The organism is Actinokineospora lacus, from assembly GCF_053813445.1.
Genome location: NZ_JBQERA010000003.1, coordinates 40,016 through 65,670, shown reverse-complemented (window position 1 = coordinate 65,670; position 25,655 = coordinate 40,016). Strand labels below are relative to the sequence as shown.

Here is a 25,655-nt window from a genome sequence, read left to right as displayed (position 1 = left end):
GAGGACAGGCCCTAGGGCTCCCAGCGGTACCGGCGCAGGTCGACCCTCTCCCCGTCGGCCAGCACGCCCTCCGCGCGCAGCAGCTCCAGCTGCCGCCGGAGGATGTGCGGCGCCGGTGTGCCGCTCGCCCTCAACACCCGATGCCACGGCAGGTCGTGCCCGTCCTCGCTGAGGACGCGCCCGACCAGCCGCGGCGTCGACGCGCCCGCCAGCGCCGCGATGTCGCCGTAGGTCGACACGGCGCCCGGCGGGATCGACCGCACCAGGTCGCGGACGCGCTCGTGGAGTTCCTCGTTCACGCGAGCCCGGCCACCAGCTCGCCGACCCGGTCGGGCTCCTCCAGGTACACGACGTGGCCGCAGTCGATGTCGACCAGCTCGACGTCGGCGCCGCACCCGGCGAGGTACTCCGCGCCCACGTAGTCCGCCTGCCCCGCCCGCACGAGCACCGTGCGCACGCCCGGCGGCGGCACGGGGGCCTCGCGGCACATCTCGCTCCACGCCGTCGCGATCGCGGGCGGGCAGTAGCGCGGGTGCCACCCGCGCGCGGACTGCGTCCAGTGCGCCGCGACCTCCTCCTCGACCGCCTCATCGGTGGCCGATGGCCAGTCGCCCCGCTGGGCGGCAAGCGCTTGCCCGCGGTCGGCGACCGTGTCGCCCGCGCTCTCGGCGTTGGCCAGGGCGTCCTCGGGGCGCACGCACACCGCCGGGTCGAGCAGGAGCAGTGACCGCACCCGCCGCGGCGCGAGCCGGGCCAGGTGCAGGGCGACCACGCCGCCGTAGGAGTGCCCGACGACCATCGCCGAGTCCAGGCCGCGCGCCTCGATCACGGCGAGCACGTCGGCGGCGTGCTGCTCGAGCGTCCACGGCGGCAGCACCGTCGAGCGCCCGTGTCCACGCAGGTCGGGGGCCAGAACCCGGTACCCGGCGAGCTGCTTCTCGGCGAGCCCGCGGAACCGTCCGCCGTGGCCGGTCACGCCGTGCAGCGCCACCAGGACGGGCCCGTCGGCTGGTCCGAACTCGTGTACGTGCAGGGCGTCGGCCATGGTCGGCAATCCTTCCATGGGCGTGCCGCGCGCGGGTCCGCAGAGGCCGCGTGGTGCAATCGGCGCGTGGCAGGCGGAAGCTCCCCCTTCGCCCCGCAGCTCGTTCGACGGCCTGCGGCAGTGGGGCGCGCCACGCGGTGGGACGAGGACGCCCAGCGCGTCCTCGGGGGAATCGACGGTTTCGTCCGGGTCCTCGGTGGACCGGGCACCGGCAAGACCACTTTGCTCGCCGAGGCCGCCGCCGACCGCATCGCGGGCGGCGTCCGCCCCGACCACGTGCTCGTCGTCACCACGAGCAGGCGCGCGGCCACCGACCTGCGCGCCCGGATCACCGCCTTGCTCACCGAGCGCGGCGAGCGGGGCCTCTCGCGCACGGTCCGCGAGCCGCTGGTGCGCACCGTCCACTCCTACGCCTTCGCGGTCCTGCGCATCCAGGCGATGATCCACGGCGGACCCGGCCCCCGGCTGCTCACCGGCCCCGACCAGGACGCGGTGATCCGCGACCTGCTCGACGGCGACATCGAGACCGGGGCGCGGGACTGGCCGGAGCGGCTGCGGCCCGCGCTCGGCGTCGCCGGGTTCGCCGAGGAGCTGCGGGACCTGCTGCTGCGCGCCGCCGAACGCGGGCTGGGACCGGAAGACCTGGTCGAACTAGGCAAGAAGCACGGCCGGGACGAGTGGGTCGCCGCGGGCGTGTTCGGGCAGCAGTACGAGGAGGTCACGCTCCTGCAGGGCGCCGCGGACAGCGGTGTCGCCCACACGACCGCGCCCGCGCTGGACGCCGCCGAGCTGGTCGCCAGCGCCGTGCTGGCCTTCGAGACCGACGACGACCTGCTGGGCGCCGAACGCGCCCGCGTGCGCCACCTGCTCGTCGATGACGCCCAGCACCTCGACCCGCTGCAGTTCCGGCTGCTGCGAATCCTGGGCTCCACCGCCCGGGAGTTCGTCCTCGCGGGCGATCCCGACCAGGGCGTGCAGTCCTTCCGCGGCGCCGACGCGCGCCTGCTGCGCGACATCGAGCCCGACGACGGCACGGTGGTGCTCAAGCGCGGCCACCGCATGGCGCCCGCGGTGCGCAGGGCCGTCTCCCACCTGGCCGCCCGCCTGCCCGGCGCGGGCCGGGTCCGGCCCGACCGGAGCAAGGCCGAGGGCGGGTCGGTGCTGGTGCGCCTGCACGCGTCCTCGGCCGCGGAGGCGTCCTGGGTGGCCGACCAGCTGCGCCGGGCCCACCTCATCGACGGCGTGCCCTGGTCGGACATGGCGGTCCTGGTCCGCTCGGCCACCCGGTCGGTGCCGGTGCTGCACCGCGCGCTCGCGGCGGCGGGCGTGCCGGTGGCCGCGCCAGGGGACGAGCTGCCGTTGGCCCAGCAGCCCGCGGTGAGGCCGTTCCTGGCGCTGCTGCGCTGTGCGTCCGCCCCCGCGCAGCTGGACCCGGCCACGGCCGAGCTGCTGCTGTCCTCGCAGCTCGGCGGCGCGGACCCGCTGGCGCTGCGCCGGTTGCGGCGCGGGCTGCGCAGGCTGGAGGTCGCCGCGGGCGGGGACCGGCCCAGCGACGAGCTGCTGGTCGAGGTCCTGGACTCCGATGACCTGCTCACCGCCCTGGACAGCGCCGAGTCCGGCCCGGTGCGCCGGGTGGCGGGCCTGCTGAAGGCCGCCCGCCAGGGGATCGCCGAGGACATCGGGCTGGAGCGCGTCCTCTGGGAGGTCTGGCAGGGCAGCGGCCTCGAAGCCCGGTGGGTGGCGACCGCGGCGCGCGGCGGCCCGGTCGGCGCGCAGGCCGACCGCGACCTCGACGCCGTCGTGGCCCTGTTCCACGCCGCCGAGCGCCACGCCGACCGGCTGCCCGGCTCCGGCGTGGGCGCCTTCGTCGAACACCTTGTGGGACACCGGATCGCGGGCGACACGCTGGCCGCCAGCGCGCCGCGGGGCGAGGCCGTCGCGGTGCTGACGGCGCACGCCGCCGCGGGTCGCGAGTGGACGGTCGTCGCGGTGCCCGGCGTGCAGGAGGGGGCCTGGCCCGACCTGCGGCTGCGGGGGTCGCTGCTCGGCGTCGAGCGGATGGTGGACGTGCTCTCCGGCGTCGACCTGACCGAGGAGGTCTCGGCCACCGCGCCGCTGCTGGCCGAGGAGCGCCGCCTGCTGCTGGTGGCCGCCAGCCGGGCCCGGCGCAAGCTGCTGGTCAGCGCGGTGCGCGGGGAGGAGGAGCAGCCCTCGCGGTTCCTCGCCGAGGTCGCCGGGGTGGCAGCCGAGGACGCCGAGGAGCTGGTGCCGGTCGCCAAGGCCGAGCGCGCGCTCGTGCTGGCCGACCTCGTCGGCGAGCTGCGGCAGGTCGTCTGCGACGGCGCGGCCGACCCCGGGCGCCGGGGGCTGGCGGCGCGGCAGCTGGCCCGGCTGGCCGACGCCGGGGTGCCCGGCGCGCACCCGGACGAGTGGTACGGGCTGCCGGAGATGTCGACGCTGGTGCCGCTGCGCGAGGCGGACAAGCCGGTGCGGGTGTCGCCGTCGGTGGTCGAGGTGCTGGTCAAGTGCCCGCTGCGGTGGCTCGTGGAACGGCACGGCGGGTCCGATCCGGCCGAGCTCGCGGCGGTGACGGGCACGCTCGTGCACGCCCTGGCCCAGGCCGCCGCCTCCGGCGCCTCGCGCGAGCAGCTGATGAGCGAGCTGGACAAGGCGTGGTCGTCGGTGGACGCGGGCGCGCCGTGGTTCTCGCGCCGCGAGCAGCGGCGCGTGCGGGCCATGGTGGACACCTTCCTGGAGTGGATGCAGGCCACCCGCGGCGAGCTGACCCAGGTCGCCGTCGAGCGGGACGTGACCGTCGAGCTGCCCGACGGGGTCACCGTGCGCGGGCGGGTCGACCGGGTGGAGGCCGACGCGGACGGGCGCCCGGTGATCGTCGACATCAAGACCGGCAAGTCGCCGGTGAGCGTGGACGACGCCCGGGAGAACCCGCAGCTCGCGGTGTACCAGCTGGCCGTGGCGTACGGGGCGTTCAAGCAGGACGGGCTCGCCACCGAGCCCGGCGGCGCGACACTGCTCTACGTGGCCAAGCGCAGCCGCGGCAAGGCGACCGAGCGCGGCCAGGCGCCCTTGGAGGGCGAGGCGCTCGATCACTGGCTGAAGGTCGTGCGCGAGGCCGCGCAGTCCACGGTGGGCCCGGAATACGCCGCGATGGAGAACCCCGACTGTCCGCGGTGCCCGGTGCGGACCGCGTGCCCGCTCAATTCCAGTGGCCGCCAAGTCACCGAATGACCGGCAGGGCGATGAGAAGTCCCGGCGGTAGTCTCGAACGCGTGAGCGACCGGACATGAGCCTCCCCCTTCCCGGTCTCGCGCTGGTCAGCCCCGCCGAGCTGGCCCACGAACTCGGCATCACCGCCCCGACCCGGGAGCAGGCGGCGGTCATCGCCGCGCCCACCGAGCCAGCCCTGGTGGTGGCGGGCGCGGGCGCGGGCAAGACCGAGACGATGGCCGGGCGGGTGGTGTGGCTGGTCGCCAACGGGCTGGTCACCCCTGACCGGGTGCTGGGCCTCACCTTCACCCGCAAGGCCGCGCGCCAGCTCGCCGACCGCGTGCGGGCCCGGCTGCGCAGGCTGGCGGGCGCGGCCGTGCTGGACAAACTGGACCCGTCCGGCGAGCGGCGCGCCGCGGTCTACGCCGGTGAGCCGACGATCCTGACCTACCACGCGTACGCGGGCAGGCTCGTCGCCGAGCACGGCCTGCGGCTGCCGGTGGAGCCGGGCGCGCGGCTGCTCACCGAGACCGCGTCCTGGCAGGCCGCGCACCGGGTCGTCGGGACCTGGGGCCAGGACCTGGAGACCGACCTGGTGCCCGCCACGATCACCCAGCGGGTGCTCGCGCTCGCGGGCGAGCTGGCCGAGCACCTGGTGGACGAGGACGCGCTGCGGCGCTCGGCGGAGGAGCTGTGCGCGGCCATCGAGTCCGCGCCCCGCGCGCCCCGCCAGCGCCAGGAGCTGACCCAGAAGCTCCAGGAAATCCTGGTGACGCAACGGTTCCGCGTGGCGCTGCTGTCCCTGGTGGCCGGATACACCGAGCGCAAGCGCCGGGAGGGCGCCGTCGACTTCGGCGACCAGATGTCGCTCGCCGCGCGCCTCGCCGAGACGGCCCCGGAAGTCGTGGCGGGCGAACGGGCCCGCTACGGCGCGGTCCTCTTGGACGAGTACCAGGACACCGGGCACGCCCAGCGGGTGTTGCTGCGCGCGCTGTTCGGCTCGTCACTGTCCTATCCGGACGCCGAACCGATGACCGTCACCGCGGTCGGCGACCCGGCACAGGCCATCTACGGCTGGCGCGGGGCGAGCGCGGCCAACCTGCCCCGGTTCGCCACGGACTTCCCGCGCCGGGTGGGCGCCACGCTGGTGCCCGCGGCGAAGTACGGCCTGCTGACCAGCTTCCGCAACCCCGCCGAGGTCCTGGACCTGGCCAACGCCATCTCCGAGCCGCTGCGGGCGCAGGGCCTTGAGGTCGACGAGCTGCGCTCCCGCGACGGCGCGCCGGTGGGCGACGTGCGGCTGGCCCTGCTGGCCGACGTGGACACCGAGGTGCAGTGGGTGGCCAACCAGGTGGCCGACCGCTGGCACGCCGCCGTCCAGGAGCACGGCACGGCCCCGACCGCCGCGGTGCTGGTCCGCAGGCGCGCGGACATGGCCGAGCTGGCCACGGCGCTGCGCGAGCGCGGGCTGCCGGTGGAGGTCGTCGGGCTGGGCGGCCTGCTGGACGAGCCGGAGATCCGCGACCTGGTCAGCGCGCTGCGGGTGCTCATCGACCCGCTGGCGGGCACGGCGGCGGCGCGGCTGCTGACCGGGTCGCGCTGGCGCCTGGGCGCCGCGGACCTCGCCGCGCTGTGGGCGCGGGCCAAGTCGCTGTCGGAGGCGTACGCCCCGCGGCAGGCTTCCGGCCCCTTCGACGCGATGCCCGGCGAGGGCGCCGAGCAGGCCGGGCTGGTCGACGCCATCGACGACCCCGGCGAGCGCGTGGCGTACTCCGACCTCGGGTACCGGCGGGTGCGCGCGCTGGGCAACGAGCTGCGCAACCTGCGGCGTCGGCTGGACCAGCCGCTGCCGGAGCTGGTGGCCGACGTCGAGCGGACCATGCAGCTCGACATCGAGGCCACCGCCCGGCGCGGCGGCGCGGGCCGGGCGCACCTGGACGCCTTCGCCGACGTCGTGGCCGACTACGCGCGCGCCAGCCCGTCGGCGAGCCTGTCCGCGCTGCTGGACTACCTGGCGACCGCCGAGGACGCCGAGGACGGGCTGGAGCCCGGCGAGGTCGAGGTGGCCGATGACCGGGTGCAGATCCTGACCGTGCACTCGGCCAAGGGCCTGGAGTGGGAGATCGTCGCCGTCCCGCACCTGGTCAACTCGGTCTTCCCGACCGGGCGCCGCGGCGGGTCCTGGCTGACCTCGGTCAGCGAGCTGCCCGCCGAGCTGCGTGGCGACGCCCAGGACCTGCCGGTGCTGCGGTTGGCGGGCGCGGCCAACCGCAAGGAAGTCGAGAACCTGCTGGAGGAGCACAAGGCGGCCTTCGCGGAGCGCGCGCTGCTGGAGGAGCGCAGGCTCTGCTACGTCGCGCTCACCCGGTCCGAGCGCGCCCTGATCGTGTCCGGGCACTGGTGGGGGCGCACCGGCGGCAAGCCCCGCGGGCCCTCGGAGTTCCTGACCGAGCTGGCCGCGTTCGTCGGGGCCGCGGACCACGACGTGGTCGAGCTGTGGGAGCCCGCGCCGGCGGAGGACGCCGACAACCCCCTGGTGGCCACGGTGAGGTCCGCCCAGTGGCCTGCCGACCCCCTCGGCGACCGCCGCACCGACGTCGTGGCCGGGGCCGAGCTGGTGCGCGCCGAACTGGCCGTCCTCGGCAGCGCCCCGGACGACCCCCCCGACGACCCCGACGGCTGGGTGCGCGACACCGACGTCCTGCTCGCCGAACGCGCCGCCGCGGCGGCCCGCCGCGAGCAGGTCACCCTGCCGGAGCAGCTCTCGGTCAGCCAGCTGGTCGAGCTGGCCGCCGACCCCGACGCGCTGGCCAGGCGGCTGCGCAGGCCCCTGCCCTTCCCGCCCAACCCGGTGGCCCGCCGCGGCACCGCCTTCCACAGCTGGCTGGAACGCCGCTTCGGCTCCCGGGCCCTGATCGACCTCGACGAGCTCCCCGGCGCCGCAGACGACGACGCGGCCCCGGACGAGGACCTCGACGCCCTGCGGGAGGCGTTCCTGCGCTCGCCGTGGGCCGAGCGCGTGCCGCACGAGGTGGAGGTCCCCTTCGCCACCGAGATCGACGGCTTCGCCATCCGCGGCCGCATGGACGCCGTCTTCCGCGACCCCGACGGCGGGTGGACGGTGGTCGACTGGAAGACCGGCGCCCTTCCGGACGCGGATCGCCTGCCCGCCCTCACCGTGCAGCTGGCCGCGTACCGCCTGGCCTGGGCGGACCTGGTCGGGGTCCACCCGGACAACGTCCGCGCCGCCTTCCACTACGTCCGCGGGGACCGCACGCTGCGCCCCGCCGACCTCCTGGACAGCGACGGCCTGCGCGACCTGCTGCGGTCGGTGCCGCTCGCATGAGGTCGTGACCAGGCAATCGCCTGGTCGATACCGCCACCCTGGCCACCGTCGGGGCCGGGCGGGGGTTAACCTTCGGCCGTGACGCGGATCGCTCGGGGGCCTGGCCGATGACTCGGTTCAAAATCACTGGCGCGCTGAACGAGCGGAGCGAGCACGGTCTGGTCGGCGTCATCCGGATGCCCACCGCGCTGATCAGCCCGATCACCTCGATCATGCGCAGGGTCGTCGGCGCGCTGCTGGCGCTGTTCGCCACGGTGCTGATCGTCTACCTGGACCGGGACGGGTACAAGGACTCCAACGGGGACGGGGTGACGTTCCTTGACGCCTTCTACTACGCGACGGTTTCCCTCTCGACCACCGGGTACGGCGACATCACGCCGTTCACCGACGGGGCCCGGCTCATCAACATCCTGGTCATCACCCCACTGCGGGTGCTGTTCCTGATCGTGCTGGTCGGCACCACGCTCGAGGTGCTCACCGAGCGGTCCCGGCAGGCGTTCAAGATCCAACGGTGGAGGACGAAGGTGCGGGATCACGTGGTGGTCGTCGGCTACGGCACCAAGGGGCGCTCGGCGGTGAGCGCCGTGCTCTCCGAGGGGCTCGACCCGAGCCGCATCGTCGTGGTGGACACCGACCAGGGGATGCTCGACGCGGCCTCGCTGCTCGGGCTGGTCACCGTGCACGGCTCGGGCACCCGCTCCGACGTGCTGCGGGTCGCGGGCGTGCCGCGGGCCCGCTCGGTCGTGGTGGCGTCCAGCCGGGACGACTCGGCGGTGCTGATCACGCTCACCGCCCGCGAGCTGGCCCCCAACGCGCAGATCGTGGCCGCGGTGCGCGAGACGGAGAACGTCCACCTGCTGCGCCAGTCCGGCGCCAACCAGGTCGTGGTCTCCAGCGAGACCGCGGGCAGGCTGCTGGGCATGGCCACGCACACCCCGACCGTGGTGGACATGGTCGAGGACCTGATCACCCCGAGCGAGGGCCTGGCCATCTCCGAGCGCGAGGTCGAGGAGAGCGAGGTCGGCGGGTCGCCGCGGCACCTGGCCGACATCGTGCTGGGCATCGTCCGCAACGGCAAGCTCTTCCGGGTGGACTCCGCCGACGCCGACGCCATCGAGCGCGGCGACCGCCTGCTCTACATCCGCAAGGTCACGCCCGCCTCCGACTGAGGGCTTGCGCGGAGTGCGACGATCCGGGGGTGCGCGTGCCGCCGGAACTGCGGACGCCCGCCGCGGTGGCGGGGGTCGCGCTGCTGAGCGTCCTGGTGGCCGTGCTGTTCTCGGTGGCGGGCGCGTACCGGCTCTGGTCGGCGACCGCGCGCGGCTGGGAGACGACCGGGCGGGTCACGGTCGCGGTCTCCTGCGCCGACGGAACGCGCCCCGAGGAGGTCGAGTACCGGCGCGACGGCCCGCCGGTGCGCGCCGAGTTGGACGCGTGCGGGCACCGCGACGGCGAGGAAGTCCCCCTGACGGTCACCGACGACGGCGTGCACCTGGGCGGCGCCCGGTCGGGGGCGACCACCGACGCGCGCGTCCTCGGGGGAGTCCTCGCGGTCTTCGCCGGACTCGCGGGCGCGGGCTACGTCGTGCTCTACCGGCGCGGTCTTTAAGAGGCGCGGTCTTTAGGAGACGTGCTCCGAACCCGCTGCCCACGTGTTGCACGGGGCCGTGCGGTTGTTGGTGAAGCCGTGCTCCTGCCAGGCGCCGTAGTTCTGCGGGGAGCCGTGGTCGCGGGGCACGCCCTGCTGCCAGTCGCCGCGCTCGTAGCCGTCGGCGAGCATGTCGCGGATGACCGCGTCGCTCATCGAGCCGCCGCCGTGCTGCGCGCCCGCGAACCACATCCCGCCGAAGCACTGCGCCTGCAACTCCGAGCGGCGCGACAGCTCCAGGCCCGCCGCGGTCTGGTCGCCCGCCTCGTAGCGGGCGTCCCAGTAGGCCGCGTTGATGCCGGAGATCGCCTGGATGTGATGGGCGAACTCGTGGGAGAACACCGAGAGGTACTTGCCCGCGCGGTTGCCGTTGCGGTCGGTCTGCAGGCCGTCGAAGGGCATGTAGATCGTGTTGTTCTGGCCGCAGTAGAACGCCGACCACGTCGCGGCGCTGCCCCCGCCGCAGGGGCTGCTCCACCGCGTCCCGCTCGGGAACTCCAGCCCCGGGGTGGAGTACGGCAGCCCGGCCCGGTCCATCACCGGCGCCCACGCCTGCTCCATGCAGGGCAGCGCCGCGGTGAAGAACGCGGCGGCGCTCTTGGGGTCGCTGCGCCAGGCGGGGAGCTGACAGGTGACGACGTTGGCGCCGTTGCTCGCGCTGTGGATCGGGTTGTCCGCCAAGGCGTACACCGGCTTCGGACCCGCGGGGGTCGTCGGTGCCGTGGTGGTGGGTTCCGCGGTCGTGGTCTCGGTGGTCGTGTACTCGGAGGTCGTGGTCGCCGTCGTGTAGGCCGTGGTGGAGTACGGGGCGTAGGAGGAGTACTCGTACGCGGTGGAGGACGGGGACGCGTAGCCGACATCGTCGACCGGGTCGGAGTCGGCGACCACGCTGAGCGTGCCCACCAGGCCCGCGGCGAGGATCAGCACCGCGACCACCGACACCGCGATGACCGGGCCCGCGTTCGACTTGCGCGGCACCGGCCGGTAGTGCGGCCACGGCGGCGGGGCGTAGCCGTAGGGCTGTTGGTGGGGCTGCTGATAGGTCTGCTGTGGATAGTGGGGCATCGGGGGCAGCGGACGCGCGTAGGGCGGCGGGGCCACCGGGCGTGGCGGCGGCATCGGCATCGGCGGCTGCATCGGCGGCCGGTACCCGCCCTGGTGCGGCGGCCTGCCGGGCTGCTGCCACGGGCCGGGCGGCGGCTGCGTCATCGTCAGTTCCCCCAAGATGTCCGAGATCGCCGGTGAGCATAAGCGGGCTCGGCTATCGTTCGCTGCCGTGTTGACGAAATGGGGGGCCGCCGCCGGACTGGTGGCGGTCGGGATCGCACTCGCAGGCCAGCCGTCGTTCCCGTCGCCGCCCCCGGGCGCGCCGAGCATCGACTTCCCGATGCCCTCACTGGGGCCGACGGTGGGAGGGGACCGGCCGCCGATCATCGTCCCGGCGCCGCCGACCGGCGGCCCGCGGCCGACCCGCGAGCCCGGCAGGCCGATCGTGCTGCCGCGCAGCGTCAACGTCCAGCTCAAGGTGCAGCGCGACGGCAGCCTGACGGTGGTCGAACAGGTCATCGTGCAGGCCAAGGGCACCATGACCCGCACGGCCCCGCTGCGCATCGGCGACCGCGTGTTCACCGTGCGCGACACCGCTGTCGACGGCAACGGCACCGCCGAGGTGACCGCCGACGCGCTCGTGCTCACGCTCGGCGAGGGCGCCTCCACCGTGACCTACACAGTGGACGGCGCCGTCGCCGACACCGGGGACCACCAGCAGTTCCGCTGGCAGGTCGCCAGCGGCTGGGACACGAAGCTGGTGTTCGTGCGGGCCTCGCTGCTCACCCCGAAGCCCGGCCGGAACTTCGCCTGCCTCGCCGGGGCGGCCAACACCGAGGACCGCTGCGACTCCGCCATGACCGACTCCGGCGGCATCCTGCGGGTCGTGCACTCCAACTTGGACACCGGTGCGCGCGTCGATGTCGCCGCCGACCTGCCGCCGGGCCTGGTCCCGGCCACGGCCGAGTTCGACTCCGCCGCGGTGGGCGGCGGCCCGTTCGCGCTGACCCCGCTCAGCGGCGGCGGCCTCGGCGTGGTCCTGCTGCTGCTGATCGGCGGGTTCGCCGTGCTGCTGACCGCCCGCGGCCGCGACGCGCAGGCGCTGGCCGCCGACGCCGCGCCGGTCGACGTGCTCGTCGGCGAGGGCGACCGGGTGGCCTTCGCCTCCCCCGACGGCGTCCTCCCCGGCCAGGCGGGCACGGTGATCGACGAGCGGGTCGACCCGCGCGACCTGACCGCGACCGTGATCGACCTCGCCGTCCGCAACTACCTGTGGATCACCGAGGCGGGGCCGGACTGGCAGATCGTGGCGCGCAACGCGCCCGATGATTCCCTCACCAAGTACGAGCGCGCGGTCTACGCGGCGCTGCTGCCGCCCGGCACGGACTCGGTGACGGTCTCGGCGCTGCGCGGCTCGCCGCCGGAGGTCGCCGGTGTCCGGTCCGCGGTCTACGCCGACGCCGTCTCCCGCGGCTGGTTCTCCCGCACCCCCGGCGGCCTGGGCACGGTCGGTCTCGTCGGGGTGGCCGCCGCGGTGGCGGGCGTGGCGCTGGCGGTGGCCCTGGCGCTGAGCGGCGGTCCGGCTCTGTTGGGGGTCGCGCTGCTCCTGGCAGGCATCGGCTTGGCGCTGGGCGGACGGCTGCTGCCCGCCAGGACCAAGCGCGGCGGGCTGCTCGTGCGCCAGGTCCGCGGTCTGCACGGCCACCTGCGCGCGGCACGGCCGGACCGGGTGCCCGCGGCCGACCGGGAGATGGTGTTCTCTCGTTCCCTCCCCTACGCGGTGGCGTTGGATGAGACCGCGTCGTGGCTGGAGCGCAACGGCGTTATGGGTGGCCTGTATTGGTACGGAATCCAGCAGCCCGACCCGCGCGGGCTCGCGGCCCGATTCGTGGAGCTCATTGACGAATTGGACGCGGTGTTCGGCAAGCGCTGACCATCTTTTCGGGTGGGGGTGGAGTCGTTATCCGCGCCCGGGGTACCGTGCGCGAGATTTTCTCATCACCCGATCAGGTGCCTGGGGAGGCTCGTTGTTCACCACCGTGACCCGGGCGGTCCTCGCGGCCGCGGCTGGCCTCACGTTGGCCGCCGCAGTCGCGCCCGCCGCGTTCGCCCAAGAAGACCCGACCGACCTCCCCCAGCCCAGTGTGGTGATCCGCGCGGTCAGCGTGTGCGCGGAGGACGGGACCTCCGACGTCGAGGTCATCCTCGACGACGCGATGGACCCCTACACCGTGGCCCTGTCCGGGTCGGGGCACGCTCCCCAGGAGACCGTGTTCGACGAGGAGAACCAGGTCCACCGGACCGTGTTCGAGGACGTCGAGGTCGGCCAGTACGTGGTCGAGGTCGAGGGCGCGGACAACCCCTCCGACGGCGCGCCGGTCACGGTGAAGGCGTGCGCGGACAGCAAGCCCACCGACCTGGAGCTGACCGTCGAGGTCGAGTGCCGCGGCGGCTGGGGCCTGGCCACCTTCCAGGTCGCCAACCCCGACACCGGGGAAGTGCGCAACTACTCGCTGAGCATCGAGAACCCCACGGACTACGAGATCACCGAACTCGCCCCGGGGCTGTTCCTGCGCATCACCGAGAACCTGTTCGACGACGGCACCTACACCGCGTCGCTGTCCGGTGAGGCGCTCGCCGAGCCGATCACCGAGACCTTCGAGGTCAAGTGCGCGCCCGTCAACGCGCCCGGCGTCTACAGCTACGCGCGCTGCGACGGGAAGGGCGATGTGACCACCCCCGCGGTCGTCTACGCGGTCATCTCCAACCCGAACCGCCACGAGGTCGAGTACACGGTGATCGCGGGCGACGTGACGCGGCGGGTCGCCGTCGCGAGCAGCTGGCAGGAGACCGTCGACCTCGGGCCGTTCCCCGGCGGGGACTACCCGGTGACCGTGGTCGGCTCCGACGGCACCGAGACGCCCACCCACGTCGTGGTGGACCACTGCGAGGACGTCGCCATCGATGACGACGGGCTGCAGGTCGCGGTGCGGTGCGTGGACGGCGAGTCGGTCGTGACCGTGCGCTACTACGCCGTGGGCCCGTACCCGGCCAAGCGCACCTTCAAGATCAAGGACCTGCCGGAGTTCGACGAGGTCGTGGAGTTCACCAAGGACGGCCCGTACCAGTGGACGCGGTACGACAACGCCTTCGAGGACGGCGCCTACACCGCGACGCTGACCGGCGCCGGGCTCAAGACCGTCGAGACCTTCACCGTCGACTGCGTCGAGGGCACCCCGACCACCACCACCGCGCCCACGACCACGGGCACCTCGGTCCCGGCGACCACGACCACCCCGCTGCCCCAGGGCGCCCGCCCGCCCGTGGACGAGCTGCCGGTCACCGGCGCGGCCGTCGGCGGCATGGTCGCCCTCGGCCTGGCCGCGCTCGGCCTCGGCGGCGGGCTCGTCCTCGCCGCCCGGCGCAGGCGCCCGACCTCCTGATGGCCACCCCGGGAACGCCCGCCTGAGCTGGGCGTTCCCGGGGTTGTCCACAGGCGGGGAGTTTTGGTGACGGCGGGTGGCGCCGCTCCCGTAGGCTCGCTGCCGTGACCGTTTCCGAGAAGCTGCACAGGTCCACCCTTCCCAACGGCCTGCGGGTGGTCCTCGCCCCGGACCCGACCTCGCCGGTCGTCGGGGTGAGCGTGCACTACGACGTGGGCTTCCGCTCCGAGCCGGAGGGGCGCACCGGGTTCGCCCACCTGTTCGAGCACCTGATGTTCCAGGGCAGCGAGAGCCTGGAGAAGCTGGCGCACTTCCGGCACGTGCAGTCCTCCGGCGGCACCTTCAACGGGTCGACGCACCCGGACTACACCGACTACTTCGAGCTGCTGCCCTCGGCGGCCCTGGAGCGCGCGCTCTTTCTCGAAGCCGATCGGATGCGCGCGCCCAAGCTGACCGAGGAGAACCTCCGCAACCAGATCGACGTGGTGAAGGAGGAGATCCGGCTCAACGTGCTCAGCAAGCCCTACGGCGGGTTCCCGTGGATCCTGCTGCCGCCGGTGCTGTACCAGACCTTCCCCAACGCCCACAACGGCTACGGCGGGTTCGAGGACCTGGAGCAGGCGAGCCTGGCCGACTGCGCGGCCTTCTTCGACACCTACTACGCGCCGTCCAACGCCGTGCTGACCGTGGCGGGCGACTTCACCGTCGACCGGGCGCTCGCGCTGATCGACAAGCACTTCGGCGACGTGCCGTCGCGGCCGAAGCCGCGGCGGCCCTCCTTCGCCGAGCCGCCGCCCGCGGGCGAGCTGCGCGCCGACCACCCCGACGCGCTGGCCCCGCTGCCCGCCGTCGCGCTGGGCTACCGCGTGCCCGACCCGGAGACCGAGCTGGACGGCTACCTGGCGCACCTGGTGCTCGCCGGTGTCCTGACCGACGGCGACGGCTCCCGGCTCCAGCAGCGGCTGGTGTACGCCAACCGGATGGTCACCGACGTCAACGCGGGCTGCGGGCTGTTCGGGCCGTTCGAGGCGCGCGACCCGGACACCTTCACCATCAGCGCGATCCACTCGCCCGAGGTCGAGGTCGACCGGGTGCTCGGCGCGATCGATGAGGAGCTGGACCGGCTGGCCCAGACCCCGCCGGACGCCCAGGAGCTGGCCAAGGTCACCGCGCGCTGGGCGGCGAGCCTGCACAAGGAGCACGACCGGCTGGTCAGCCGCACCCTGGCGCTGGGCTCGTTCGAGCTGATGTTCGGCGACCCGAGCATGATCGACGCGCTGCCCGGGCGGATCTCGGCGGTGACGGGGGAGGCGGTCTCGGCCGCGGCCAAGTCCCTGCGGCCCGATTCGCGCGCGGTGCTGACCGTGACCCCGGCGGGGGACAAGTGATCACCCCCAGTCCGTCCCAGTGTGTAGGAGGAGCCCAGTGAGCCGTACCGCCGAGCAGATCGGGCGCACCGAACTCGGTCCGCGCCCGCTGCCCCCGCTCGGTGACCAGCGCCCGGCGACCCCGCCCGCCGCGCTCGACACCGTGCTGGCCAACGGGTTGCGGGTGATCGCCGTGCACCACCCGACCGTCCCGATGGTCGAGGTGCGGCTGTGCGTGCCGTTCGCGGGCGCCGACCCGACGCACGCCGCGCGCGCGGAGGTGCTGGCCTCGACGCTGCTCACCGGCACGCAGCGCCGCGACCGGGTGGCCGTGGACACCGAACTGGCCCTGGTCGGCGGCGAGATGTCCGCGGTCGTGGACCCCGAGCAGCTCACCGTCAGCGCGAACGCCCTCGCCGAGGGCTTCGACACCCTGCTCGACGTCCTCGCCGACACCCTCACCGGCGCGGTCCACAGCGACGACGAGGTCGACGGCGAGCGCGGGCGCCTGGTGGAGCGGATCACCGTCGCGGGCTCGCAGCCCAGGGTCATCGCCCGCAAGGCGCTGCAGAAGCACCGCTACGGCGACCACCCGTTCACCAGGGAGATGCCCGAGGCCGAGGACGTCGCCCGGGTCGAGGCGGCCGAGGTGCGCGCCCTGCACGCCGAGGCGGTCGTGCCGCGCGGCAGCGTGCTGGTCGTCGTCGGCGACCTCACCCCGCAGGACGTGGTGTCCCGGGTGGACGCCGCCCTCGGCGGCTGGGTGTCCGAGCGGTCCGCGAGCGTGCTGCCCCCGCTGCCCGAGCTGGTCCCCGGCGAGCTGGTGCTGGTCGGCAGGCCGGGCGCGGTGCAGTCCCAGCTGCGCCTCTCCGCCCAGGCCATCCCCCGCACCGACCCGCGCTACGCGGCCCTGCAGCTGGCCAACCTGGCCTTCGGCGGCTTCTTCTCCTCGCGGCTGGTGGAGAACATCCGCGAGGACAAGGGCTACACCTACCACGCCCGCTCCTACTCGGAGTTCAGCCCGAGCGGCGCGACCCTGCTGGTGGAGACCGACACCGCGAACGCCGTGACCGCGGGCGCGCTCCTGGAGATCCGCTACGAGCTGGGCAGGCTCGCCCTGAGGCCGCCGACGGAGTCCGAAGTGGAGACGGTCCGCCAGTACGCGGTGGGGCTGCTGCTGACCTCGACGGCGTCGCAGGCGGGCCTGGCCTCGCAGCTGTCCGGCCTGGCTCCCCTGGGGCTGGGCGTGGACTGGCTGGTGGGCCACTCCGAGCGGATCAAGGCGGTGACGGTGGAGCAGGTGGCCGAGGCCGCCCGGGAGTTCTTCGCCCCCAACCGGTTCACCGGCGTCATCGTCGGCGACCCGGCGGGCTTCCCCGAGCTGGAGCTGCTCGGCGGCGTGCGCGCGCTCTGAGCGTTCGGCTGGTGTTCGGCTGGTGTTCGGCGACCGCGTGAGCCGAGGGGCTGCGGCGCGGGTGGAAACGGAAAGTGAGTGTCGTGGACGCGGGAACAGGACGGCTGTTCGGCCTCGCGGAGGTGCCCGCCCTGTCCCGCTCCACAGTGGACCGCGACGACGAGGTCCGCAGGGACGGGTCCCGCCTGGACGAGCTGTGGGCCAAGGGCCAGGTCCTCCTCGTCGACCGCCAAGGCCGAACCCCAGTCCGGATCTCAGACCGCGTCGACCCGGCCACCACCCCACCCGCCCTGGCCTTGCGGAACGCGGTGGAGGTGCGGCCGGAGCGGCCCGGGGACGCGGTGTTGCTGGGGACGCTGGACGGGCTGGGGTACTGGTCCGTCCCCGCCGAGGAGCCCATGACCGGGGAGGCGGTGCCGCCGCCCAACTCCTGGGGCTTGTGGCCGGGGGCGCGGTCGGTTGCGGGGGAGGAGTGGCACGACCTGCGGGCGGTGGGCGGGCTGCTGGACGACACCGCGGCCGGTCTGTTCACCACCGCGGTCGCCGTGCACGGCTGGCACGCCCGCGCCGGGTTCTGCTCGCGCTGCGGGGAGCGGGTCCTGCGGATCGCGGCGGGCTGGGCGACGCGGTGTTCGGGATGTGCGCGCGAGGAATACCCGAGGACCGATCCCGCGGTCATCTGCCTGGTGCACGACGGCGTCGGGGACAACGGCGAGCAGGTGCTGCTCGCCCGCCAGCCGGTGTGGCCGCCGGAGCGGTACTCCGTGCTGGCCGGGTTCGTGGAGGCGGGCGAGTCGCTGGAGGGGTGCGTCGAGCGGGAGATCGCCGAGGAGGTGGGGGTGGCCGTGCGCGGCATCCGCTACCTCGGCAGCCAGCCGTGGCCGTTCCCCCGGTCGGTGATGATCGCCTTCACCGCCCACACCGACCCGACAACCCCCCTGCGGCTGGCCGCGGGCGAGATCGAGGACGCGCGGTGGGTCTCCCGCGCCGAGGTCCGCGCGGCCCTGGCCGCCGGTGGCGAGGTCCACGGCCTGCGGCTGCCGGGCTCCACCTCCATCGCGGGCCAGATGCTGGCAGGCTGGGCCCGCGCCTGAGAGCGGTCCGTGCTGAAGCAGGCGGCGCCCTCAGGTGGCTATAGGTCGTTGAGGAGCAGGTCGGTGACCACTTCCTCGGGCACCGCCCAGCCCGCGCGCATCGCGTCGGGGAGGGTGGGGTCCCAGGGGGTGGGGCCGGGGTCGCCGTCGAGGGCGGGGAGGTCGATGTCCTGGGCGCGGGCGTGGTCCAGGGCGGCGCGGTAGTCGTCGGCGGCCATGCGCCACGGGGTCGCGCCCAGGGCCAGGACCTGGCCGGTGACCAGGAGGCCCGCGGGGTCGAAGTCGGCGTGCACGGCGAGGTCGCCGCTCTCGGCCAGGCGGGACAGCAGCACCCGGGCGGTGGGGCTGAGCCGCCCGGACAGGCACACCAGCGGCGCCCGCAGGCCCGCGTCGGCGGCGGCCTCGACCAGGCGCGGGCGCGAGCACACCCACACCGTGTCCACAGTGGTCTGTCCCAGAAGCCGGTCCAGGCCGCGCAGGGGGACGTGCACCGGGCCGGTGAGGCCGGGGAAGCCGTGCACCAGGACGGCGTCGCCCGCGCCGTCGGTGACGCCGCAGCGTTCCCACAGGCGGGTCTCGTCGCGGCGGGACTTCGGCAGGGCGACGCCGTGGGCCAGGGCGGCTGCCCGCAGGACCAGGGCGCCCGCCTTGCGCCCCGGGTCCAGGCAGTGCTCGTCGCCCGCCTCACGGGCCACGCCGACGCGGGAGAGCCAGGTCGGCGGGGCGTGGGCCGAGGTGAGGTGCAGGCGGGCGAGCACGGCGGCGGCCCGGGCGGCGGGCTCGGCGAGGCGCTCGGGGGCGATCTTGGCGTAGCGGCGGACCTGGTCGACCCACACCGCCGCCCACGGGGCCGCCGAGAGACCGGCCGAGGCCAGGGCGTCCCGCAGGAGGTCGTCGGTCCACTCGCGGCGCGCGGCGTCGACGCCGGGCTGGTCGGGGCGGTGCTCCGCGGGGGAGCCGTGCACGTCGGCCAGCAGGTCGGACAGCCCGCGGTGGAACACCGACCGGACGGAGCCGTCCAGGTCGGCCACCGGGATGGTGGTGCCGACGCCCGCTTCCAGGGTCCGCCCGATGAGTGCCGTCACCGCGGCGGCGGCCGCCGGGGTGGGCGCCTTGTAGCCCAGCTTCACCTGCCCCCGCTGCACGGCCTTGCGGGCCTGCCGCCACAGGACCTCGTACTCGGGGCGCCGCGGGTCAGGGGTCATCTCGGTCCAACGCCGCGCCGTCCCAGGTGGTGTGCGTGCAGGCGACGCCGTGGCCGGACTTCGGGCGCAGGACGTCGTAGATGTGCATGCGGGGGATGCGGTCGGACACGCCCCAGCCGCTCGGCCAGGTGATCACCCAGTCCATGTCCAGGTCGACCAGCAGGCCCAGCATCCGGGCGATGGTCGGGTCGTCGAGGCGCTCGAACGCCTCGTCCAGCAGCACCAGCCGCAGCGGGGACATCGCCGAGCCCGAGCTGATCGCCCCGTAGAAGGCGGCCGCCGCGGCGAACAGGGTGACGTACGAGATCAGCCGCGTCTCGCCGGAGGACAGCTGGCGCAGCCGCCGCGAGCGCGGCTTGCCGTCGGGGCCGGTGTCGCGCACCCGCACCGTGAAGGAGTACCAGGAGCGGTAGTCCAGCGCGCGGGCCAGGATCTCGCCGAAGCCCGCCGACGCCGCGTCGCGCTCGGCCTCGATGCGCTCGGTGAACACCTGCTGGAGCCGGGCGTCCTGCTCCGGGGTGCGCTGCGCGAACGGCGTCCGCAGCAGCCTCAGACCCTCCAGGGTGGACTCGTCGAGCCACGGCGCCGGCTGCCACTCCAGCCGCACGTGCACGCCCTGGCTGGACCGCGCGGTCTCCAGCACCTCGTTCATCCGCCGGGTCAGGTCCTCGGCGACGGCGATCTGCGCGGAGAGCCGCTCGGCCAGCTCCCGCACCAGGTGCAGGGCGAAGATCCCCTGGTAGCGCTCGGTCAGGAAGTCCCGGCGCTCGGCCAGGTGCCGCGCCACCCGGCGGGCGGCGACGGCGACCGGCGCCGGGCCGTCCTCGGCGGAGACGACCACGGTCAGGATGCCCGCGTGCCGCTCGGGGGCGACGTTGTGCGTGCCCGCCAGCGCGGCCTGCAGCGTCTGGAGCTTGGTCAGCACGGCGTCCTCGCCGGGCAGGCGCTTGCTCGCCGCGACCGCGTCGGCCAGCAGGGCGAAGGCGTCCGCGTCCGAGGGCGGGCGCTCGACCGGCAGCGCGGCGGGCCACACCCCGGGCGCGTCCAGCGCCTCGGCGAACCCGCGCGCCGCGGCGGCGGCAGCGGCGGTCCTGCTGTCGATCTCGCCGCCGCGCGCCTCCAGCAGGGTCTGCGTCTTGACGACCTGGTTGGACATCTCCGTCGCCGCCCGCCGGGCCGACGGCAGCTCGTCGCGGGTCGCCTTGCGCTCGCGGTCCAGCTCGGCGAGCTGGCCCTGGACCCGCACGGCCTCGCCGCCGACCGCGGCGGTCAGCTCGGCGAGGGCGGCGGCCTCGCGGTGGAACTCCACGCACTGCTCCTCGGCCACGGCCTCGGCGGACTCCCGGTCGGCGACCGCGGCGTGGTAGTCGTGCATGGCGTCGGCCAGGTCGCGCACGGTGCCCGCGCAGCGCCTGCCCAGCGCGTCGCGCAGGCTCGCGGCCAGGTCCCGCAGCCCGGCGGCGGAGCGGTGCGCCGCGCGCAGGGTCTCGGTGTCGGTGGCCAGGCCCGCCTCGCCCGCGTCGCGGGCCAGCTCGCCCGCGGCGGCCTTGAGCCGTCCGTCGGCGGCGGTGTGGTCGCCGCGGCGCTGCTCGGCGCGGGCGGTGGCCTCGGCGGCCTGGCGGCGCGTCTCGTCGGCGCTGACCCGGGCGCCGATCAGCTCCCGGTCGTCGGGGAAGGCGTCGAGGTGGGCGTCCCAGACGGCGACGGCGTCGGAGTGCGCGCGCAGCCGCCCCTCGGCCTCGGTCAGCTCCTCGCGCAGCCGGGCCAGCTCCCCGGTCAGCTCGGCGGCGGCGCGCTGGCGGGCGGCGGCCCGCGCGCCCGCGCCGACGTACTCCGCGTCGGGCTTGGCCAGCAGGCCGTGCAGCACGCCCGCGCGCCAGCGGCCCGAGGGCCACACGGTCAGCCCGTCGTGCTCGCCGCCGTAGGACACCGCCAGCAGCAGGGCGCCGACGGTGTCGGCGGAGACCGGCGAGTCCGGTCCCACGGCGGGCACCAGGGCGGTCGAGAGCGGTTCGGCGGCGGCCCTGCCGGGCGCGGCGACGATGCCGCCCTCGTCGCGGGCGGTGCCGTCGGCGGCGACCCACGCGGAGAGCAGGCCGCTGGCCTGCAGCGCCGCCTCCAGCCCGGCGCGCTCCTCGGCGTCGACGCCGCTGGTGAAGTCGACCAGCCGGTAGAAGGGCGCGCCGGTCGCCGGGTCGCGGTCGGCCCGGTCGTACGGCGGGGCGGGCGGGGTGGCGTCGACGCCCTTGCGCAGCTCGATCGTGCGCGCCTCGGCGGCGGCGATCGCGGCGACCAGCGCGTCCACGCCCTGGCGCGCGGCGACGGCCCGCTGGCGCAGCCCGGCGAGGTGCGGCGCGGCCCACTGGCGCATGGCGTCGCGGGTGGCCCGCGAGACCTCCGGGTCGGCGAGCACGTCCATGGGGGTGGGCGGCATCGGCGGGCGCGGGGCGTGGTCGTCGGCGAACGGCCCGGCCGAGGTCCACGCCAGCACCCGCTCGCACCACACCTCGGCGGCCACGCCGAAGCGCTGGCGGGCCTCGTTGCGCCGACCCGCGGACTCGGTGGCCTCGATCTGGGCGTCGCGGGCGGCGGCGCGCCCGGCGTCGAGGGCGAGGCGGTCGCGGTCGAGCTTGATGGCGCGCTCGTGCAGGGTCATCGCCAGCGCGGCCCGCTGGGCCACGGCGCCGCCCACCTCGGCGGCGCGGTCGGCGGCCTCGGTCAGCGCGGTGGTCAGCGCCTCGGGGGCGACCCGCGGGGGCTCGCGGCGCTGCACTTCCAGCGGCTCGGCCTCCGGATCGGGCTTGGCGCGCACCCGGTCGGTGACCGTGGTGGTGGCCAGGTCGGGGGCCGGTGGCACGGTCGGGCACAGCCGCGGGTCGAGGCCCGCGGCGGCCAGACCGTCCGATGTGGACTCGGTGAGGGCGGTGGCGTCGGCCAGGTCGTCGCCGAGGCGGCGCAGGACCGTGAGCACGGTCTCCACCGCGCGGTCGGTGTGGTTGCGGCGGACCGCGGCGTTGTCCAGCGCGGTGCCCGCCGCCTCGCGGGTGCGCTCGACCAGCTTCTCCCGGTCGCGCAGGTCGCGCAGGCCCTGGTAGGCGGGCAGCGCCTGCAGGGTGTCGATCGCCGACTCCAGCTCGGCATCGCGCTCCTCCAGCACCCGCACGCGCTCCTCGGCAGCGGCGTGCCGGTCGGCGTCGGTGACGGCCTTGGCGGCGAGCTTGTCGACCTCGGCGTGCGCGGAGTCCAGCGCGCGGCGGGCGGCGTTGGCGCGCTCGCCCGCGGCGTGCAGGGCGCCGAGGGCGTAGCCGGAGTAGCCGGTGAGGAAGGCGCTCATCGCGGTGTCGGCGGCGCCGAGGCGGCTGATGTTCTCCCGGATGGACTCCAGGTCCTCGAACGAGGTGGCCAGCTGCTCGACCACGCCCGCCTCCAGCGGCGGCAGCGCGTCGGAGAGGATCTGCTCCAGCTGCCCGTCCTGCACCTTCAGCCCGATGTCAGGGTTGCGCAGGGTCCGCTGCAGGTGCAGCAGGTCGCCGTAGCGGGCGGCCGGGACGCCGTAGACCTCCTCGGCGACGCGGGCGCGGAAGCCGGTCTCGTCGTAGATCCGGTCGGCGCCGAGCACGTCGCGCAGGGCGGCGGGGCCCAGCGGCACCCGGTCGGCGGAGACGAGCCGGAAGTGCGTGCCGACCCGCGACGGGGTGACGAAGCGCCAGGAGTCGCTGATCGCCTGCGAGGTCGCCGACGCCTTGACCCCGAGCCCGCAGGTCAGGAACTCCTCGCCCGCGGGACCCTCCCTGCGCAGCTCGACCCAGGCGTAGCCGATGCGGTTGGGCCCGCCGTCGTAGTCCTCCAGCATGAGGCGGCGGATGGACACCGTGCCCGCGCCCTTGGAGCCCAGGTAGCGCAGGTCGCCGTCCAGGCACAGCGGCAGCAGCAGCTCCAGCGTGCGGGACTTGCCCGAGCCGTTGGTGCCCTGGAACACCGCCCGGCCGCCGGAGAAGTCGAAGGTCTGCTCCCGGTACTGCCAGATGTTGACGATCCCGCCGCGGTGCAGCCGCCACCGGCCGAAGTCGGTCACGGTGCTCCTCCCTGACTGTCGGTGCCATCGGTGTCGAACAGCGACCACCCTGGTTCCGGGGGCGGGGGCGCCGGGTCCGGCACCCGGCCCGGGGCGTCGTCCGGCCGCGGGAGCCAGCGGTGCGCGGCCGGGCTGAGCAGCCAGCCCGCGCCGTCGGGGGCGGCCAGCCCGAGCCGGGTCAGCAGGTCGGCGACATCGCCGACCAGCGTCGCCATCTCCTCGGTCGCCTGCCGGGACCACGCCGAGGGGAAGTCGTCGACCAGCCGGTCGCACACCACGCGCAGCCGGGTCCGGGTGACGGGCACGCGGCCGTCGGCGCGCCGCTCGCCGTCGAGCAGCTCCGGCAGGGCCAGCAGCGCGATCCGCGCCACCGTGCCCGTGCCCGGGAAGACTACGTCAGTCAGGTACTCCTCCGGGTCGGTCACCGCCACGCCCTCGGCGCGGATCTCGGTGACCAGGCCGAAGCAGCGCTCCAGGAGCACCGACTCGCGGCGCTGCCCGCGCAGCAGCCAGTCGCGGTGCCCGTCGGCGAGGTCCGCGCGCAGCGTGACCGGGTCCTCGACCAGCCGCCTGCGCACCGCGTGCTCGGGGGTGGCCGCGCTCGCGGCGCGGGCGATCAGCTCGGCGGCGGAGTCGGCCTCGGCCGGGCGGCCGGTGAGCAGCTGGCCCAGCAGGTCGGTGTCGATGGTGATGAGGGCCTCCGCGCCCGCGACCGTCCCGTCGGTCTCGGTGATCACGCCCAGCGCGATCAGGTGGCGCAGGGCGGCGGTGAGGGCGCGGCGGTCGGCGAGGTCGTCGGTGACGGTCAGGCCCGCCTCGTTCCCGGCGGCCCGGACGTCGGCGACCAGGCGGGAGAGCAGCACCTGCCTGCCGACGCCGGTCAGCGCGGCCAGCAGCAGGCACAGGTAGGCGTAGGCGCGCGGGGCCAGGCCCGGCTCGCCGCGCTTGGCGCCCGCTCCCGGACCGGCCTTGTGCAGCCGCGCGAAGCGGCGCTGCACGACCAGGCGGTAGCCCAGCAGCGCCGCGAACATCTCCTGGAGCGCGACCCGGTAGCGGTAGACCAGGGGCAGCAGGTCGCCGTCGGGCCCGCCGGGGCGCAGCAGCGGGTGGCGCAGCAGGACGCGCGCGCAGCGGGCCACGTTGGCGGCGTCGATGTCGGACAGCTCGCCCAGGACGTCCCGGCCGCGCACCGGGGTGTCGCGCATCGGGGTGCCGCGCATCAGGCGCCCGCCCTGCTGATCGCCAGCGCGGTGTCGCGCAGGGTCAGCGCGCCACCGTCGCTGCGGATGCGGGTGACCCGGCCGGGCGCCGGGGTGACCGTGAGGGTCAGGCCGCGCACCTGGTCGGTGGCCTCGCCCTCGTCCTGGGCGCTCTCCCGCTGGGCCATCGCCAGCGTCAGCAGCTCGCACAGCGCGCCGAGGGCCTGCCTGGACAGCACCGCGGCCTCGATGTCGGCCGCGGCGGCGGCCAGCTCGGCCGAGGCGGCCTCCCGGCGCTCGTCGGCGGCGCGGGCCTGGGCCAGCAGGCTCTGCTCGGTGATCGGGTCGTCCATGATCCGCGACGGCCGCCCGCGCGCGCCCCGGTCGCCGCGCCCGCGCACGCTCACCGACACGTCCACCGCGGGCCCGTCGCGCCACGGGGTGTGCTCGTCGTCGGCGTCGTGCTCGGGGGCGGGCAGCAGGTTGCGCGCGGAGTAGAGGCCGAACGCGGCGGCGTAGAGGTCGTCGGCGGTCTCGGTGTCGGCGGTGTCGAACCAGGCGGCGAGGCGCAGCAGCTCGCCGCGGCGGCTGGGCAGCAGCCCGCCGCCGGTGGTGGCCCGCCGGACGGTGGCCAGCAGCGCGCCGATCGCGCGGGTCGTGGCCTCGCGCAGCGCGGTGACCTGGCTGGGGTGGCCGGGGCGGTCGGCGAACCAGTCGGCCAGCTCCTGCCAGTCGGCCTCGCGGCGGCCGCGGGTGCGCTCGACGCCCGCGCCCAGCGGCTCGTCCGGGCTGAGCAGGCGCAACAGCTCGGCGCGCGCCGGGGCGAGGGTGCTCAGCGCGGTGGCGATGGCCGGGGTGTGGCGCAGCACGTCCTCGACGACGACCTGGATGTACTCGACCAGCAGGTTGCGGAAGCCGGAGATCTCCTCGGGCGCAAGGTGGTTGCGGGTCAGGACCTGGCCGAGGTAGGCGTAGAAGTCGCGGACGGTGGCGGCCAGCTCGGCGTGCTGCAGGAACAGCGTGGTCACCCGCTCGGCCAGCTGCTCGCGGGCCCGGCGCGCGGCGGGGTTCTCCCGCACGGCGGCCAGCGTGGCGCCCAGCTCGGCCAGGCCGCGCTCGATCGCGGGCAGCAGCTCCCGCGACACCTCGCGCGCGCCCTCGGGCACCCGCAGCAGCGCGTCGACGTCGCGCTGCACGCGCACGGCCAGCTTGCCGACCTGGTAGCGCATGCTGCCCTGTTGGAACTCGGCGATGCTGGCCGCGATCGTCTCCCGGCGGCCCAGCACGAGGTTGCCCCAGTCGACCAGCTGGCGCAGCCGCGGGATCACCACGTCGATGTGCGACTCGCCGATGTCGACGCGCCCGTCGCGCTCGGCGGCGGCCAGCGCCTGGGACACCTCGCCAGCGGACAGGTCGGCCAGCAGGGTGGAGGTGAACAGCCGCATGATCGCCAGATAGGTGCGGTGGTGCTCGCGGGGCTGCAGGTAGGCGTAGAGCTGGAGCCTGCGCTCGGGGTCGGTCTCCTGCTCGTGCTCCACGCCGGG

At 75.3% G+C, this 25,655-nt stretch carries 16 protein-coding genes; 9 read left to right on the top strand and 7 right to left on the bottom strand.

The window, feature by feature from the left end; genetic code table 11:
- Window positions 1-11: 11 nt before the first annotated feature.
- Both ACTG9Q_RS08425 and ACTG9Q_RS08420 read right to left on the bottom strand, forming a co-directional pair.
- Complete coding sequence (locus ACTG9Q_RS08425) at window positions 12-299, bottom strand: MGMT family protein (protein WP_455572089.1); 288 nt, start codon at window positions 297-299, stop codon at window positions 12-14.
- On the bottom strand, window positions 296-1,045 hold the full coding sequence (locus tag ACTG9Q_RS08420) for an alpha/beta fold hydrolase (RefSeq protein WP_455572088.1): 750 nt from the start codon (window positions 1,043-1,045) through the stop codon (window positions 296-298). The genes ACTG9Q_RS08425 and ACTG9Q_RS08420 overlap by 4 nt, the downstream gene beginning before the upstream one ends.
- Before the next feature lie 120 nt (window positions 1,046-1,165).
- Between ACTG9Q_RS08420 and ACTG9Q_RS08415 the strand changes: the two genes are divergently transcribed.
- From ACTG9Q_RS08415 to ACTG9Q_RS08400, 4 genes are all read left to right on the top strand, one after another.
- Window positions 1,166-4,294, top strand: a complete 3,129-nt coding sequence (locus ACTG9Q_RS08415; RefSeq protein WP_455572087.1) for an ATP-dependent helicase — start codon at window positions 1,166-1,168, stop codon at window positions 4,292-4,294.
- A gap of 55 nt (window positions 4,295-4,349) precedes the next feature.
- Entirely contained in the window at window positions 4,350-7,619 is a 3,270-nt protein-coding gene (locus ACTG9Q_RS08410; protein WP_455572086.1) for an ATP-dependent helicase, read from the top strand.
- Between the two features lie 107 nt (window positions 7,620-7,726).
- Window positions 7,727-8,788 carry a potassium channel family protein gene (locus tag ACTG9Q_RS08405; protein WP_455572085.1) on the top strand — a complete coding sequence of 354 codons (1,062 nt, stop codon included), beginning with the start codon at window positions 7,727-7,729 and terminating at the stop codon, window positions 8,786-8,788.
- Window positions 8,789-8,817: 29 nt separating this feature from the next.
- The gene (locus tag ACTG9Q_RS08400; protein ID WP_455572084.1) at window positions 8,818-9,228 is read left to right on the top strand and encodes a hypothetical protein; all 411 of its coding nucleotides are present in this window, start codon (window positions 8,818-8,820) and stop codon (window positions 9,226-9,228) included.
- Window positions 9,229-9,240: 12 nt separating this feature from the next.
- On the opposite strand, the gene ACTG9Q_RS08395 is transcribed toward ACTG9Q_RS08400, so the two are convergent.
- Complete coding sequence (locus tag ACTG9Q_RS08395; protein WP_455572083.1) at window positions 9,241-10,476, bottom strand: neutral zinc metallopeptidase; 1,236 nt, start codon at window positions 10,474-10,476, stop codon at window positions 9,241-9,243.
- A 67-nt stretch (window positions 10,477-10,543) separates the two neighbouring features.
- Here ACTG9Q_RS08395 and ACTG9Q_RS08390 point away from each other — a divergent pair, with 67 nt between their 5' ends.
- From ACTG9Q_RS08390 to nudC, 5 genes are all read left to right on the top strand, one after another.
- A complete protein-coding gene (locus ACTG9Q_RS08390) occupies window positions 10,544-12,247 on the top strand; it encodes a DUF2207 family protein (RefSeq protein ID WP_455572082.1) in 1,704 nt (567 codons plus the stop codon).
- Between the two features lie 94 nt (window positions 12,248-12,341).
- On the top strand, window positions 12,342-13,757 hold the full coding sequence (locus ACTG9Q_RS08385) for an LPXTG cell wall anchor domain-containing protein (RefSeq protein WP_455572081.1): 1,416 nt from the start codon (window positions 12,342-12,344) through the stop codon (window positions 13,755-13,757).
- Window positions 13,758-13,861: 104 nt separating this feature from the next.
- Window positions 13,862-15,145 (top strand): M16 family metallopeptidase, encoded by a 1,284-nt coding sequence (locus tag ACTG9Q_RS08380; protein WP_455572080.1) that lies wholly within the window; start codon window positions 13,862-13,864, stop codon window positions 15,143-15,145.
- 37 nt (window positions 15,146-15,182) lie between these two features.
- Window positions 15,183-16,538, top strand: coding sequence for a M16 family metallopeptidase (locus tag ACTG9Q_RS08375; protein WP_455572079.1), 1,356 nt, complete (start codon window positions 15,183-15,185; stop codon window positions 16,536-16,538).
- Window positions 16,539-16,612: 74 nt separating this feature from the next.
- On the top strand, window positions 16,613-17,632 hold the full coding sequence (gene nudC / locus ACTG9Q_RS08370) for an NAD(+) diphosphatase (protein WP_455572078.1): 1,020 nt from the start codon (window positions 16,613-16,615) through the stop codon (window positions 17,630-17,632).
- 38 nt (window positions 17,633-17,670) lie between these two features.
- On the opposite strand, the gene ACTG9Q_RS08365 is transcribed toward nudC, so the two are convergent.
- From ACTG9Q_RS08365 to ACTG9Q_RS08350, 4 genes are read right to left on the bottom strand one after another with little or no spacing between them, the layout of a single operon-like run.
- Complete coding sequence (locus ACTG9Q_RS08365; RefSeq protein ID WP_455572077.1) at window positions 17,671-18,837, bottom strand: DUF2399 domain-containing protein; 1,167 nt, start codon at window positions 18,835-18,837, stop codon at window positions 17,671-17,673.
- Window positions 18,827-22,912 (bottom strand): TIGR02680 family protein, encoded by a 4,086-nt coding sequence (locus tag ACTG9Q_RS08360; protein ID WP_455572076.1) that lies wholly within the window; start codon window positions 22,910-22,912, stop codon window positions 18,827-18,829. The genes ACTG9Q_RS08365 and ACTG9Q_RS08360 overlap by 11 nt, the downstream gene beginning before the upstream one ends.
- Complete coding sequence (locus ACTG9Q_RS08355; RefSeq protein ID WP_455572075.1) at window positions 22,909-24,132, bottom strand: TIGR02678 family protein; 1,224 nt, start codon at window positions 24,130-24,132, stop codon at window positions 22,909-22,911. Before ACTG9Q_RS08355 ends, ACTG9Q_RS08360 begins: the two co-directional genes overlap by 4 nt.
- Window positions 24,132-25,649 (bottom strand): DUF2397 domain-containing protein, encoded by a 1,518-nt coding sequence (locus tag ACTG9Q_RS08350; protein ID WP_455572074.1) that lies wholly within the window; start codon window positions 25,647-25,649, stop codon window positions 24,132-24,134. Before ACTG9Q_RS08350 ends, ACTG9Q_RS08355 begins: the two co-directional genes overlap by 1 nt.
- Window positions 25,650-25,655 lie beyond the last annotated feature (6 nt).